Origin of the sequence: Pseudomonas sediminis, assembly GCF_002741105.1 — a bacterium.
Classification (GTDB): domain Bacteria; phylum Pseudomonadota; class Gammaproteobacteria; order Pseudomonadales; family Pseudomonadaceae; genus Aquipseudomonas; species Aquipseudomonas sediminis.
On the sequence record NZ_NIQU01000005.1, the window covers coordinates 249,452 to 264,169 of the forward strand.

11 protein-coding genes are annotated in these 14,718 nt (G+C 61.3%); all 11 read left to right on the forward strand.

Going from position 1 to position 14,718, the window contains the following annotated elements:
- The first annotated feature begins 4 nt into the window (after positions 1-4).
- A complete protein-coding gene (locus tag CDO35_RS14355) occupies positions 5-958 on the forward strand; it encodes a Gfo/Idh/MocA family protein (protein ID WP_158233725.1) in 954 nt (317 codons plus the stop codon).
- Positions 955-1,932, forward strand: coding sequence for an NAD-dependent epimerase/dehydratase family protein (locus CDO35_RS14360; RefSeq protein ID WP_099525385.1), 978 nt, complete (start codon positions 955-957; stop codon positions 1,930-1,932). Before CDO35_RS14355 ends, CDO35_RS14360 begins: the two co-directional genes overlap by 4 nt.
- The gene (locus CDO35_RS14365) at positions 1,929-3,017 is read left to right on the forward strand and encodes a DegT/DnrJ/EryC1/StrS family aminotransferase (protein WP_099525386.1); all 1,089 of its coding nucleotides are present in this window, start codon (positions 1,929-1,931) and stop codon (positions 3,015-3,017) included. Before CDO35_RS14360 ends, CDO35_RS14365 begins: the two co-directional genes overlap by 4 nt.
- 13 nt (positions 3,018-3,030) lie before the next feature.
- Positions 3,031-3,543, forward strand: coding sequence for an acyltransferase (locus tag CDO35_RS14370; RefSeq protein ID WP_208019964.1), 513 nt, complete (start codon positions 3,031-3,033; stop codon positions 3,541-3,543).
- Positions 3,544-3,623: 80 nt separating this feature from the next.
- Positions 3,624-4,874, forward strand: a complete 1,251-nt coding sequence (locus CDO35_RS14375) for a glycosyltransferase (RefSeq protein ID WP_143507336.1) — start codon at positions 3,624-3,626, stop codon at positions 4,872-4,874.
- Complete coding sequence (locus tag CDO35_RS14380) at positions 4,867-6,324, forward strand: oligosaccharide flippase family protein (protein ID WP_099525389.1); 1,458 nt, start codon at positions 4,867-4,869, stop codon at positions 6,322-6,324. Before CDO35_RS14375 ends, CDO35_RS14380 begins: the two co-directional genes overlap by 8 nt.
- Positions 6,325-6,366: 42 nt before the next feature.
- The gene (gene asnB / locus CDO35_RS14385) at positions 6,367-8,253 is read left to right on the forward strand and encodes an asparagine synthase (glutamine-hydrolyzing) (protein ID WP_099525390.1); all 1,887 of its coding nucleotides are present in this window, start codon (positions 6,367-6,369) and stop codon (positions 8,251-8,253) included.
- 61 nt (positions 8,254-8,314) lie between these two features.
- Entirely contained in the window at positions 8,315-9,619 is a 1,305-nt protein-coding gene (locus tag CDO35_RS14390) for a glycosyltransferase (protein ID WP_099525391.1), read from the forward strand.
- Positions 9,616-10,827 (forward strand): glycosyltransferase family 4 protein, encoded by a 1,212-nt coding sequence (locus tag CDO35_RS14395; protein ID WP_099525392.1) that lies wholly within the window; start codon positions 9,616-9,618, stop codon positions 10,825-10,827. The genes CDO35_RS14390 and CDO35_RS14395 overlap by 4 nt, the downstream gene beginning before the upstream one ends.
- Before the next feature lie 45 nt (positions 10,828-10,872).
- Positions 10,873-13,284: a hypothetical protein gene (locus CDO35_RS14400; protein WP_099525393.1), complete on the forward strand. Its 2,412-nt coding sequence runs from the start codon at positions 10,873-10,875 to the stop codon at positions 13,282-13,284.
- Positions 13,277-14,713, forward strand: a complete 1,437-nt coding sequence (locus CDO35_RS14405) for a hypothetical protein (RefSeq protein WP_143507338.1) — start codon at positions 13,277-13,279, stop codon at positions 14,711-14,713. The genes CDO35_RS14400 and CDO35_RS14405 overlap by 8 nt, the downstream gene beginning before the upstream one ends.
- Positions 14,714-14,718 lie beyond the last annotated feature (5 nt).

Genomic DNA, 14,718 nt, shown 5'->3' on the forward strand with positions numbered 1-14,718 from the left:
CGTTATGCAACAAGTACTCAAGGTAGGTCTGATCGGCCTCGGCAACATGGGGCGCAACCACCTGCGCGTACTGTCGATGCTCAAGGGGGTCGACTTGGCCTTTGTCGCCGATGCCAATGCCGAAGTCGCCGCTAGGGCCGGCGAGGTGCATGGCATCCCAGGCGTGGTCGACCCGACACCGCTGCTGGCCGACGTCGATGCGGTGGTGATCTGTACTCCAACCGTGACCCACGCCGACTACATTCGCCTTGCTGCAGCCCATGTGAAGAACATCTTCGTCGAGAAACCGCTGGCCGCCACCCTGGATGAGGCGCGGGAAATCGCGACCTTTGCCAGGGACAAGGGGCTCAACGTTCAGGTCGGATTCATTGAGCGTTTCAATCCCGCAGTGCAGGCGCTGAAGACGGTGCTTGACCGTACCGAACGCGTCATCAGCCTGGACTTCACCCGAACCAACAAAGTCAGCGCGCGCATCACCGATGTCGATGTGGTCACCGATCTGATGATCCACGACATCGACCTGGCCCTGTACCTCAACGGCCCGGCCCAGTCGGTAGCCGCCCACGGCTTCGCACACGGCAACATGATCGACTTCGCCTCGGCACTCATCACCCACGAGAACGGCCAGTTTTCGCGCATCCAGGCCAGCCGCGTGACGGACAAGAAAATCCGCCAGATCGAAGGCACCTGCGTCGACATGTTCGTCGACTGCGACCTTCTGCGTAAGGAAATCCTGATCAACCGCCAGTCCGAGGCGCGTGACAGCGGCAGCCTGCCCTACGCCATATCGGCGATCCAGGAGGCTGTCGCCGTCCCGCCGCAGGAAGCCCTGCTGAGCGAGCTGCAGGCATTCATGGCCAGTTGCCGCCAACCGGCAGCTGGCCAGGTTCCGGGTGTCGACGCTGGCGTCGATGCAATGAAGATATGTGCACAAATTCAGGCGGCGGTTCAGGCATGACGATTCGAGAAGGTTTTGCGGGCAAGGGTGTTCTGGTCACGGGCGGCGCCGGCTTCATCGGCAGCCACCTGGTGGACCGCTTGCTGGCCGAAGGTGCCGCTCACGTGGTGGTGATCGACAACCTCTTCGTCGGTTCCGAAGACAACCTGGTCGAGGCCCTGGCCAGCGGCAAGGCCACCTTCTACCGTGATGACGCCGAACTCAGCACCAGCCTGGAATACATCTTTGCCAACCACGCCATCGACGTGGTGTTCAACTGCGCAACCAAGGCGCTGAACTACTCCTTCCTCAACCCGGCCAATGCCTTCGACACCAACGTCAAGGTGGTATTGAACCTGCTCGAGCTGCAGCGCCGTGGGCTGTTCAAGACCTTGTGCCACTTCTCCACCTCGGAGGTGTATGGCTCGGCGGTGTACGAGCCGATGGACGAGGCCCATCCGCGCAACCCCACCACCACCTACGCCGCCGGCAAGGCTGCCGCCGACCTGGCGGTGGAAAGCTACGTGCGTATGTTCGGCCTGGATGCCTACATTGTCCGCCCGTTCAACAACTACGGGCCACGGCAGAACCACAAGGGCATGTTGGCTGGAGTGATCCCGATCACCGCCGTGCGCCTGCTCACTGGTGGCACCCCGGAGATTCATGGCGAAGGCACCCAGAGCCGCGACTTCATCTATGTCCATGACACCGTGGATGCCGTGGTCAAGCTGCATGCCGTGCTGCCGTCTGGCGAAACGGTGAATATCTCCACCGACAACCAGATCTCGATCAACGAGCTGATCCCGCGCATCTGCGCTCACTACGGCTACAGCGGCGAGATCTTGCGCAAGCCTGCGCGTCATTCCGACGTGCTTTCGCACAACGCCAGCAACGAGAGAGTGAAGGGGCTGATCCAGTATTCGCTGACCCCGTTCGAGCAGGGCCTGGCGCAAACCCTGGACTGGTACACCCATCTGATCGGAAGTCGCGCATGAGCCAGATCCGTTTGATGAGACCCTATATCGGCTTCGATGAAGTCGAAGCCGAGTTCCGCGATGTGTTCGATAGCGGCATTTTCACCCGAGGTCAGCATGTCGAAGCGTTTCGGGCCGAGCTGGCTGCCTATACCGGCGCCAAGCATGCTTTCCTGACCACTTCAGCAACCACTTCGCTCTGGATGTGCCTGAAGTTGCTGGAAGTCGGCCCGGGCGACGAGGTGATCGTTTCCGACTTCTCGTTCCCAGCGTCGGCTAACGTGATCGAGGATCTGGGCGCACGTCCGGTATTCGCCGATGTCTGCCCGGAAACCTTCAACATGCGTCCCGAAGTGCTCGATGCCCTGATCGGTCCGCGTACCAAGGCGGTCATCTTCGTCGATGCGCTGGGCAATCCGACCGGCATTACTGAGATCAAGCGCATTTGCTCGTCGCGCAGCATACCCTTGATCGAAGACGCCGCCTGTGCCATCGGTAGCTCGGAGAATGGTGTTCGTTGTGGCGCCATTGCCGACCTGACGTGCTTCAGCTTCCATCCGCGCAAGCTTATTAGCACGGGGGAGGGCGGTGCGATCACGACTCATAGCGACGAGTGGGCGCAATGGCTTGCCGTCAAGCTGGCGCATGGCGCCTCCGGCATGAAGGGCATGGCGCTGGATTTTGTCGATTACGGCTACAACTTCCGCCTGTCCGAACTGCAGGCGGTGATGGGGCGCAAGCAGTTGGCAAAGATCGATGACATTGTCCGAGAGCGTAACGGCATCCGTGAGCGATATGTGGAGAAGCTTTCCGAGCTGGGTTTCGTTGCGCAGAAGGTCGGCCCCGGCGTAGTTCACAACGTGCAGTCGATGGTGTTCAGGGTGCCAGAAGGATGTGATCGGAACCTGCTAATCGCCGATCTGCGCGGCACAGTAGAAACCACTATCGGTACCTATGCCCTGAGTTCCGGCAGCTACTTCCTGAACAAATACCGTGATGCGCAGCCAACGGCGACGAAGCTCGAAGCTACCACCATCACCTTCCCCTGCTTTACCGGGCTGGACGTAGACGCAGTGGCTTCAGCCGTGCGTGCCGTTCTGCGTTGAGGGAGGGCCGAGGGTGGACTTGCTGAACCAGTTGAAGCGCTTCTGGCAGGAGCGCCGGCGTGAGGTGAACGATCGTTTCAAGCGCACTCTGCCCCTGGCCGACTACATCGTGGATCGTTGGGAAAAGGCCCGTGAACTGGGCTTTGGCGAGGGTACCTCGATCTATGACAGCAGTCTGGTGTTTGGTGATGTCCGCGTGGGCGAGCATACCTGGATCGGACCGTTCACCCTGCTGGATGGATCGGGCGGTGGGCTGGAGATTGGTTCGCACTGTTCGATCTCGGCCGGTGTGCAGATCTATACCCACGATACGGTGGAGCGCTCTCTGAGCGGAGGTAAGGCCTCAATAGTTACTGCGCCGACTCGCATCGGTTCTAACTGTTACATCGGCCCTAATAGCGTGATCGCTAAGGGGGTGACCATTGGTGATGGCGTGGTCATCGGTGCCAACAGCCTGGTACTGAAAGATGTTCCGGCAGGCAGCAAGGCTTTTGGTACGCCCTGTCGGGTGGTGGGACGCTCTTGAGTTTTGCTGGGCATAAGATTCCACGGGTATTTGTCGGGCCTGTAGAGATCGCAGGTATCGCAGGCGCTCTGGTGGAGGGCTTGCGTGCGTTGCATGTTGATGCACAGCTCATGCTCTCCATTGCCCACCCGTTCAAATATGGCGATGAATCCCGTTCGTGGCTGGTCAGGACATGGCAACGTATTGGAGCTGCCCGCAATGCGACAACGCGCGCTAACCTGCTGCGCAAATTGCTGCTGGTGGCTACGCATGACCTCTGGGGGTGGCTCGTACTGCTGCGGGTTATCAACCGCTTTGATGCCTTCATCTTCATTTACGGCCAGACCATTACCAACTCGGCTTTTGAACTCTGGTTGCTCAGGCGCCTGGGGCGAAAGATCGTTTTCGTTTACACCGGCAGCGATAGTCGGCCGCCCTATATGGATGGCGGCTGGTTTCCTGGCCGGGTGGCAGATGAACTGCCTTTGCCTACAACATTGCTGAGTACTGTCCGCCGCTGCAAGCGAAAGCTCCGTCTGCACGAGCGCTATGCCGACTATCTGGTTAACTCACCCGCAACGGCGCACTTCCATGAGCGTCCGTACATTAACTGGTTTGCCTTGGGCATTCCCAGGGCATTGCCTGTCTGCCCCGGGATTGTTCCGCAGGATGCCGGCAGGCCGGGACCTGTAAGAGTGCTGCACGGGCCGTCGAACCCTCTGGTCAAGGGGACGGCCGAGATTCTTGAGGTGCTGGACCGGCTGCGGCGCAAAGGGCATTCGATTGAATTGGTGAAAGTTCAGGGCATGCCGAACGAGGTGGTGCTACAGGAACTGGCTCGCTGCGACTTCATCGTCGATCAGCTGTACGCGGACACACCTTTGGCGGCCCTTGCCACCGAAGCGGCTTTTTTTGGTAAGCCGGCCGTTGTCGGGGGCTACTTTGCCGAAGCGATTGAGCAGTGTCTTGAGCCAACCGATATTCCGCCGAGCCTGTTTGTTGCGCCGGATGATCTTGAAATGGCCATCGAGCGGTTGGTGGTGGACTCTGCGTTCCGTCTGCAACTGGGTGAGCAGGCGCGACAGTTTGTCCTGTCTAGCTGGAACCTGAAGGGCGTAGCGGGGCGCTATTTGCAGTTGCTGAATGACGATATTCCCGGCCAGTGGTGGTGTGATCCGGCTGCCGTGCGCTATCTGAGTGGATGCGGGCTCCCACAGGGACGCAGCAGAAAACTGGTAGCGTTGCTGCTTGAGCACTTTGGCGCGAGCGCCTTGCAGGTGCAGGATAAACCCGGTCTGGAACGTGCTCTGGTCGAGTTCGCTCGAGTGGGTGAGGAGCCGGTAGATGCTTAAGGCTGCATTGCGCGACAGCCTCGTCTACGGCCTGGCGTCGTTGCTGTCCAAGGGCCTGGTGATCTTCCTGCTGCCGCTCTACACCCGCGTGCTGTCACCGGGCGACTATGGCGCCTATGACCTGCTGATTACCCTAGGGGCGCTGGCCAATCTGGTGGTGGCCCTGGAGATTACCCAGGGCCTGGCGCGTTATTGGGCCGATGCGCCCGAGCCGGCTGCGCGCAAGCGCCTGGCCAGCACCAGCCTGTGGTTCAGCGTGCTGATGTACGGATTGTTTCTGCTGATCGGCCTGCTGGCTGCGCCGCAGCTCAATGCGCTGGTCCTGGGGGATGCCCGGTATCTCGATGCGTTTCGCCTGGGGGTCGGCTTCATTGCGGTCAACGGCATCTATTACCTGCTGCTCAACCAGTTCCGCTGGGAGCTGCGCAGCAAGGCCTATGCACTGGCCAGCGTGGCCTATGCGCTGTTCACGCTGCTGTTTGCCCTGGTCTTCTGCCTGTGGCTGGGCCTTGGGCTGGTCGGGGTGATGCTGGCCCAGCTAATGGCGGCGCTGCTGGCCGGCCTGCTGTGTTTGTGGCTACTACGGCGGACCTTCGGCTGGCTGTTCGATGCGGGCCAGCTGCGCGCCATGCTGCGCTTTTCGGCACCGTTGGTGCCGGCCGGCCTGGCGGTTTTCATCAGTCTGTATATCAACCGCTTTGCCCTCAATCACTTCGGCAGCCTGGAGGATGTGGGGCATTTCGGTATCGGCAGCCGTATCGCCGGCCTTGCGGCGCTGCTGATCCTGGGGATTCAGGCGGCGCTGACGCCGCTGGTCTACCAGCACTATCGCGAACCGCAGACGCCGGGCCAGATCGCTCGGCTGTTCAGCTGGTTCATGTCGGTGGCACTGGCCGGCTGCCTGTTCCTGGCGCTGTTCGCCCGCGAGCTGCTAATGCTGTTCGCCACCCCCGAGTTCATGGCCGGTGCGGCGCTGGTGGGGGTGCTGGCGCCGTCGCTACTGCTCTCGCAGATGTACATCTTCGCGCCGGGCATCGCCATTGCGAAGAAGACCCACTGGCAGCTTTGGGTGACGCTGCTGTCGGCGATGGCCAGCGTGGCCGGTAACTGGCTGCTGGTACCGCTGTGGGGCATCTGGGGGGCGGCGCTAGCCACCTTGCTGGCATCCTCGCTGTTCTTCCTTTGCTGGTTGTCGCTCAGTCAACGTCTGTACAGAATTCCCTATGCCTGGCGGGCGTTGCTGCTGTCGAGCCTGGGTTTCGTGGTGTGCGCCGGGGTTGGCGTGCAGCTTGAGGCAATGGGTCTGGCGCTGCCTCTGACGCTGTTGCTCAAGGGCCTGCTGATGTGTGTGCTGCTGGGGGTGGTCGTGGTGTGCGGGCTGTTGCCCCTGGCGGACCTGCGGGCCGTGGTGCAGCAACTACGTCGCTTGGGTGGCTCTGCTCGTGTGTGATTTGCAAGGCGGGATCGCCTTGTCTTTGGAGATTGGATAGTCATGTGCGGTATCACGGGTGGATGGTGGCCTGGCCGGCCGGCCACGCTGGATGAGAGGTTGGCCCGGGCGCTGGCGGCGATGCACAGGCGTGGCCCGGATGACCGTGGCTACGAGCTGTACACAAGCCGGGGCGGGGTGACTGCGCTCGGGCATACGCGGCTTTCAATCATCGATCTTTCTGCGGCAGGGCATCAGCCTATGCAGTCGCAGGACAAGGCCGTGTCGATCGTTTTCAATGGCGAGATCTACAACTACCGCGAGCTGCGCGCAGAGCTGGAGCCGCTGGGGCATCGCTTCGTCTCCGGTTCGGACACCGAGGTGCTACTGGCTGCCTGGCGTCAGTGGGGGCGCGCGTGTCTGCCGCGGCTGGTGGGCATGTTTGCTTTTGCAGTGTTCGACAGCGCGCGGGGTAGCCTGACCTGCGTGCGCGATGCCTTTGGCATCAAGCCGTTCTTCTACACCCGCGAGCAGGGCAGCTTCCTGTTCGCTTCCGAGGTGGCGGCGATCAAGGCGCTCAAGCAGGAGCGGGTGCAACTGGACTGGCAGCGCGCCTACGACTACCTGGTGCATGCCGACTACGACAGTGGCGCGCACAGCTTCCTCGATGGCGTGCTGCACCTGTTGCCCGGCCACCTGGTCGAACTGGATCTGGCTTCTGGTGCGCTGGGTGAGCCGCATCGCTGGTGGACGCCATGCATCGAGGAACGCAGCGACCTCAGCTTGGCCGATGCAACCGAGCAGTTGCGCGAGCGCTTTCTGGCCAGTGTACGCCTGCATCTGCGCAGCGATGTGCCGTTGGGCGCGGCGCTGTCCGGCGGCATTGATTCATCGGCGGTGGTCTGCGCCATGCGTCATGTGGAGCCGGACCTGCCGATCAACACTTTCAGCTACATCGCCCATGGCAGCGCGATGTCCGAAGAAGTGTGGGTGGACCGGGTCAACCAGCATGTCGGGGCCCGGCCGCACAAGGTGAAGGTCAGCGGCGACGAGTTGGCCCGCGATTTGGACGACATGATCGCCGCGCAGGGCGAGCCTTTCGGCAGTACCAGCATCTACGCTCAGTACCGAGTATTCCAACTGGCCCGCGAGCAGGGCGTGACCGTGACCCTGGACGGACAGGGCGCCGACGAGATGCTGGCCGGCTATAACGGTTATCCGGGGCAGCGCCTGCGCAGCCTGCTGGAAAAAGGCCGACTGGCCGAGGCCTGGCACTTTCTCGACCAGTGGGCGCGCTGGCCGGGGCGCAGCCGTATGGCCGGAGCCAAACGCGCGGCGGCGGAAATGAGCCAGGGCGCGCTCTACGATGTCCTGCGCCGGCTCAACGGTATGGACAGCCTGCCGCGCTGGATTCGTTCGGCGTCGCTGGAGGAGCGCGGTATCATCCGTCGCTACCCGCGCCAGCTCGCTCAGGCCGGCAGTGCCGGGCGGCGGGTGATGGCCGAGCTGGTCCTGTGCCTCACTCAGCGCGGGCTACCGGCGCTGCTACGCCATGGTGATCGCAACTCGATGCGTTTTTCGGTTGAGAGTCGTGTGCCATTTCTCACCCTGGACATGGTCGAGCTGGCGTTGTCGATGCCCGAGTCCTACCTGATTTCCCCGCAGGGCGAGACCAAGCACATTTTCCGTGCAGCCATGCGAGGAATAGTGCCGGATGATATTCTCGACCGCCGCGACAAGATCGGCTTCGCCACGCCCGAACAGGAATGGCTGTTGGGCATGACCGGCCAGGTGCGCAACTGGCTCGCCGAAGACCTGCAGCTACCGTTCCTCGACCAGGCAGCCATGCTGGCCGAGTTCGACCGCGTGGTGGCGGGCCGGCAGGCGTTTTCCTGGCAGGTCTGGCGCTGGATCAATTTCTGTCGTTGGTATCGCACGTTCATGGGCTAGGCAGTCCGATGGACGGCATCAATCCTTTTACCCTCGGTTGTTCATCAGTTAGGCGTGTGGCGTGAAGATCCTCATTATTTCCAGTTACTTTGGCCCGGAAACCTCCGTTGGCGTGCTCAGGGTCAACGCGTTCGCTAACCACTGGTCTCGCCAGGGTCATGACGTGCATGTGCTGACCATGCCTTTCACCGGGGAGTTACCCGCCGGACTCAGGGACAACCCGCGTGTTCACGTACAGCAGATCGCCCCCTGGCTGATTCGCGGTGGCCAGGCAGGTGGTGTCCAAGGCTATTCCAAGGGGGTGAAGGGCTGGCGCCGGGCGCTTCTGTCCTTTCAGTACTGGCTCAAGCGCCGGTTGCTGAGTAATTACCTCGATCCGCGGGTGCTCTGGTGGCCGCGCGCGGCGCTGGTCGGGCGGAGCCTGCTGCGTGAACAGCACTTCGACCTGCTCTATTCGACGGTACCGTCTTACACCGCGCACTCTGCGGCGGCCTTGATCAAGCAGGCGAACCGACAGCTGTTCTGGGTCGCCGACTATCGCGATCTGTGGGCAGGCAACCCGATCTTTCCCGGCTGTGCACCGGTGCGGGCCTTCGAGCGCCGGCACGAGCGCATGGTACTGGCCCGCGCCGACCTGATCTGTTCGATCAATGCGCCGTTGCTGCAGGAATTGCGTGAACTGCATGGTCCGCGCGACTACCTGGAACTGCCCAACGGCTTCGAGGATAACGAGGTTGACGTGTTCCGCAATGCGGCTCGGGTCAGCCTGCCGGCAAAGGTGAACATCGTCTATGCCGGGAGCATACTGCCAGGCCTGCAGAATCCAACCCCGCTGTTTTTGGCAATTCGTCAACTGGTGACTGAAGGGCTGCTGGCCGAGGGCGACCTGGCCATCTCTTTCTATGGGGACTATGCCGCGCTGGACGACTTCCCGGTTGCCCGCGATCCGCTTGTGGCGCCTTTCGTAAGACTCGGCGGCAAGGTGCCCCGGCAGGAAATCCTGGCGGTGCAGAAAAGCGCTGACTTCCTGCTCTTCCTCGGTTCGCAGCCAGTAGCTGATGGTGTCGGTTCGACCAAGGGTGTGGTCAGCGGCAAGATCTTCGAGTACCTGATATCTGGCACCGAGGTGCTGGCCGTGGGTGTTACCGATGACATGTTGGTAGCGGACATGCTGCGCCAAGCAGCTGTCGGCACCCATTATGCCGCTGACGTGGCGCGGATTAGGCAGCGCCTGCTGGCTGCCGTTCAGGGCGAAACGGCCAAGGTGCAACCGAATATGGACTACCTTGACCCGTTCAGACGCAGCGTCCAGGCTGCCGTGCTGCTGGATCAGGTGAGAACCCTCAAGGGTGGCGATCGCCCATGAGGATTCTCGTACTGACGCAGTACTTCTGGCCGGAAAGCTTCATCATCAACGACATCGTGCGTACGCTCGACGAGCAGGGGCACGAGGTGATAGTAGCCACCGGCAAGCCCAACTATCCCGACGGCAAGGTCTTCGATGGTTACCGTGCTGCGGGTACCCAGCGTGAACGGTACCTGGGGCGTATCGAGGTGCTGCGGGTGCCGCTGTGGCCGCGTGGGCAGGGGGGCGCGAAGAATCTGATCCTCAATTACCTGTCCTTTGTATTCAGCGGTCTGCTGTGTCTACCCTGGATGCTACGTGGTCGTGAGTTCGACGCCATCCTGGTATTCGCCCCATCACCAATTACCCAGGCGATCCCGGCGATCCTGCTCAAATGGTTGAAGCGGGCGAAACTGGCTCTGTGGGTGCAAGACCTCTGGCCTGAGAGCCTCTCAGCCACAGGCTTTGTGCGTAACTCTTACCTGCTGCGTGCAGTAGGCTGGATGGTGCGCGGTATCTACCATCAGTGCGACACGTTACTCGTGCAGTCACGGGCTTTCGTCGAACCGGTGGCGCACTACGCTGACCGCGCGAAGGTTCAGTACTACCCCAACTCCATGGATATAAGCAGTTCGAAGGCTGTGGTGCCGGTGCCGAGCGAGTTGCTTGAGTTGCTCGAGAAATATTTCTGCGTTGTTTTCGCCGGTAACCTGGGGACGGCACAGGCGCTGGAAACCATCGTGCAGGCGGCGGTTCATCTGCGAGATGATCCGCATATCCGTCTGGTTCTGGTGGGCAGCGGTAGCCGCCTGTCCTGGCTCAAGGCGCAGCAGCAGGTGCACGGCCTGGATAATCTGGTACTGCCGGGGCGTTTCCCCATGGAGGCGATGCCACAGATCTTCGAGCGCGCTTCGGCCCTGCTGGTATCGCTGAACAACGAACCGGCTTTTGCACAGACCATCCCCAGTAAAATTCAGGCTTACCTGGCCGCCGGACGGCCGATCCTGGCCTGCATGAACGGCGAGGGTGCCCGAGTGGTCTGCGAGGCGCGCGCCGGTCTAGCTTCGCCGGCCGGGCAGGTCCTGCCGCTGGTGGCCAACATTCGCCGTCTGCATGCGCTGAAAGACAGCGAGCGTGCAGTTATGGGTGGTTCTGGGCGGGCATATTTCGATGCCCACTTCGAGATGACCAGTCAGGTGCGCCGACTGGCAGAGTTGCTAAACGCTTGAATTCAAAGATGCGTTCGAAGGCGAACGTAAATTAAAGGCTGACTAATGAGTTTGCTGCTTTACCCCGCCGCCTTCATGGCTAACACCTTCGCCATGATGCTGGTAATGATCGGCCTGAGCCTGTTTGGCAAACCGGAGTTGGCGGCAGACTTCGGTCTGATTCACGGTGCCACTGTGGCGCTTTTCTACGCCTTCTCTGGCAATGCGCGCAGTCTGATCCTGGCCGAGTCCGGCGAGGTCGGCGCGGCGGGCATCCTCCGACTGCGTCTGCTGATGCTGCTGCCGCTGGGTGTCCTGGCCTTCATGCTGTGCATTGGCATGGTTGACGGTGGCTGGCTATTCGTGCTGCTGCTGGTGGTGCGGCGAGCTGCAGAGTGGCTGGCGGAAATCTTCCTCAGTGAGCAGGAGCTGCATCATCATGGCGGCGCGGCGCTTCGCTTTCTGCTGATCCAGGGTTGCCTGAGTCTGGCATTGCTGCTGGCGCTGCTCGATGGCGGCGTCCTGGCGCTGCCGGCGACCCTGTTCTGGAGCTTGTCGCCACTGATCGGCTGCATTAGCCTCGGCCTACTTAGCCGGGCCTTGCTTCACTCCATGCCACTGTTGTCAAGCATCCGCCAGCTGTTGCCGCACTTCGGCTCGACTGCGGTCATTGGCGTCTCGGTGTATGTGTTCCGCCTTTTCATCCTGCTGGTGGCAGACAAGCAGGTGGCCGGTGACCTGTTCTCGGCCTTTGCGCTGGGCGGCATTCTCGGCGCGGTATTCTCCCATGCGCTGGGGCCGACCATGGTGCGTCACGAGCAGCGTTCGGCCAGGTCGGGGCGCCTGGTGCTGCTGTTCAACCTGGTGCTGGTGTCGCTGCTGTTGGCAGGGGGGGGGCTGGTGGCACTGGTATGGACCCTGCCGCAGTTACTCGACTGGACTCACAAGGGCCAGCTGTTCTGGTTGGCAGTGGGCTGCTCGCTGGCGGGTGGCGTGGTCATGGTGCTGGCGCAGCGCATTCGCCTGCGCATTATCCAGGACGATGTCGGCGGAGATGTATTCGGCTCTGACATCCTGGCGAACATCCTGCTGGTGGCGAGTATTCCGTTCGTTTTCTACGGCCTGGGGGTGAATGCCCTGGCGCTGCTGTATCTGCTCGGTGCGCTGCTGTCGTGGGTGTTCTACGCCAGTGAGCGGCACGGCCTGCTGCCTCAGCGTGACCGCGGCTGGTTTAGCCAGCGGCGCCTGCTGCTGCTGATTGCACTGGTAATTTTCCTGCCGGTGTTCTTCCAGCTGCAGGGCGGCATTTTCCGCGATCCATCGGGCAGCTTCAGCAGTGGCGGAGTGCTGGCATTGCTACCGATCCCAATGTCGGTGCTCGCCTGCTACCTGGGGATGGTACTACTTGGCGGCTATTCGCATGCACGGCTGGCGCTGCTGAGCCTGTTTTTCGTGTTCATCAGCATGCTGCTGACCAGCATGCTGCTGGGGCTGGGGACCACCGGGGAGGGGCGGCTGAAGCTGATCCTGCTGATCCAGTACATCCTGCCGATGTTCGCCCTGGTTCTCGGGCAGCAGTTCGGCGGGCGTGAGGATGCCCTGGAGCTGTTGGCGCGCGCGACCCTACTGGTGCTGCTGGCGATCGTGCCGCTGCAGCTGCTGACCACGCTGCTGGCCGACAGCCTGACGCTGTCGCCTTCGCTGCGGCTGTTCAGTATATACCAGCATCTGCAGTACGTTCCGGTGCTATTTGTGGCGGCCTATGTGCTGGCGCTGTTCAGCCTGTGGGAGCGCGCAGGCATGCACGGTTGGCTGCAGGGGCTGACGCTGGCGATGGGGGGCTACGTGGTGCTGTCTTGGTCGCTGCTGGCTGGCCTGCTGTTTGCGCTCGGGCTGGTGCTGTTCCTGCTGCAGCAGCATAGGCATGATGGCCGCACCTTGCGCCGGCTGGCGCTTCCGCTGCTTGCGCTCGCGGGCGCCCTGCTGGCGCTCTGGCATGTTCGTACGCTGCTGCATGGGGAAGGGCCGGCGCCGCTTTCGGCTTCAGCTGATTTGTTGATGCAGGAAATGGAAGGGCGGGTCGGTTACCTGGAGCGCTGGACTTTTTACATCGATGGCATCGCTGGCAGCTGGGCCAGTGCCCTGTTCGGGCATCCCCAGCCGCCAGCGCGTGATCTGTACCCGAGTGCACTGAACTATTACCTCGACTTCGCCTACAACTTCGGCCTGCTCGGGTTGCTACCGCTGTTGCTGCTGGCGCTGTACAGCCTGGCAGCGGTGCTGCGGCGCTGGCGTAAGTTCTGGGCCAGTACTCCGGCCCTGGGGCTGGCGCTGGTGGTCATCTTCATGCTCACGCTCGACAGTGCCTTCAAGGTTGGCCTGCGCCAGCCGTACTCTGGCGTGATCATGTTCTTTCTCTGGGGGCTGCTGTTGGTTCAGTTTGCGCGCCCAGCGGCTTTCAACGAAAAGGATGTCTGAGGAATTTATGCGCTGGGAAGTTCTGGTCAAGGCCGTGTGGCTGGTGGTGTTCACCATGATTGCGCTGATTGGAGGCTGTGCGCTGGTCGAGTACCAGGGCAGCGTCTGGGTCTATCTGCTGTTCACGGCGCTTTCTACGGCGCTGCTTTTCTTCGGTTTTGGCCGTGGTGCGATCTTCTTCGATGCCTTCATCGGCGCGTTGCTGTGGATCGGCTTCTGGCTCAAGTTCAGTGTGCGCATTGCATTCATGAATGGCGCATTCATGGTGCCAGTCGGCGCGTTCGAGGGCACGCCGCAGTCCTTGGACCAGGCCCTCCTGGTGGCGTCCTGCGCCTTTGCCGCATTGCTACTGGTGCGCTTCGCGCGCGCGCAGCTATTTTGCTACCCGCAGGACCTCGCGCAGGTGGCATTCTCCGGACTGTTTGCCCTGTACCTGCGTTTTCGCTGGCTGGCCCTTGCCAGCTTTATTTTGCTGGTGCTGTTTGTCGGTGTCTCGAATGCCTGGTTCGGCATCTACCAGCGTGGCATGGTTGCTAGGACTCAGCTGCCATTCGGCCTGAACGGCGTCTACACTTGGCTGCTGACCTTCGGCCTGGCGGCGTTTGCCGCGGTTTTGCTGCGCTTCGAGTTCGAGCGTAACCGCGACCAGCTCTGGCTTGTCGCCACGCTGGCGCTGGCGGAGAGCTTCGTTTCCAACGTGTCGTTGATGAGTCGCGGCATGATCCTTAATGCAGGAGCCCTGATATACGGCGGCGCAGCATTATTTCAACGTGTAGAGGCGAAGCTGCGCGCTGGGCTGTTGCTGTATGTAGGAGTCTTGTTCTGTGCTCTTTTTGTTGGCTCTGTGTTTCTTGTTAATAGTGCTCGTTTGAACGTTTTTTATGGTTATTCGAACGAGGCCCAGGGGGAGCAAAAGCAAGCGGCTCTCAATCAGTACACAGCGGCGTTGTTTATTGATCGCTGGGTCGGCATCGAAGGCGTGATGTCGGTAATCGACAAGCCAGAGCTGGGCAGCGAGCTCTTCGAACAGGCCCTGGCCGAGCGTTTCGATCCCACAGTGACCAGCTTCTATGACAAGAATTTCATCAATTCCTATCATTCAAACACCGGCGAGGACGGGCGCCACTTCATTTCGCTGCCCGGTTATATCGCATTCCTCTTCTATCCCGGTTCCTATCTGTTCCTCTTCGCTGCGGTGGCAGTTTTCTCCATCTTCGCCGCTGCTTTGGAGTACCTGACCTACCGCTTCGCTGGGCGCAACATGGTGCTTTGTGCGCTGATTGCGCAGGTCGTCGCCTACCGGTTCACCAGTTTTGGCTATGTACCGATGCAGAGCTACAAGCTGTTCGGTACCATCGCCCTGACGATCCTGATGCTATACGTCGCGGATAAGTTGTGCGGCCTGCTGTTTCGTCGCACGGTTGCATGAATTTT

Coding starts and splice junctions, on each gene's coding strand:
- CDO35_RS14355 (WP_158233725.1), top strand. CDS start 5: ATGCAACAAGTACTCAAGGTAGGTCTGATCGGCCTCGGCAACATGGGG.
- CDO35_RS14360 (WP_099525385.1), top strand. CDS start 955: ATGACGATTCGAGAAGGTTTTGCGGGCAAGGGTGTTCTGGTCACGGGC.
- CDO35_RS14365 (WP_099525386.1), top strand. CDS start 1,929: ATGAGCCAGATCCGTTTGATGAGACCCTATATCGGCTTCGATGAAGTC.
- CDO35_RS14380 (WP_099525389.1), top strand. CDS start 4,867: ATGCTTAAGGCTGCATTGCGCGACAGCCTCGTCTACGGCCTGGCGTCG.
- asnB (WP_099525390.1), top strand. CDS start 6,367: ATGTGCGGTATCACGGGTGGATGGTGGCCTGGCCGGCCGGCCACGCTG.
- CDO35_RS14395 (WP_099525392.1), top strand. CDS start 9,616: ATGAGGATTCTCGTACTGACGCAGTACTTCTGGCCGGAAAGCTTCATC.
- CDO35_RS14400 (WP_099525393.1), top strand. CDS start 10,873: ATGAGTTTGCTGCTTTACCCCGCCGCCTTCATGGCTAACACCTTCGCC.
- CDO35_RS14405 (WP_143507338.1), top strand. CDS start 13,277: ATGTCTGAGGAATTTATGCGCTGGGAAGTTCTGGTCAAGGCCGTGTGG.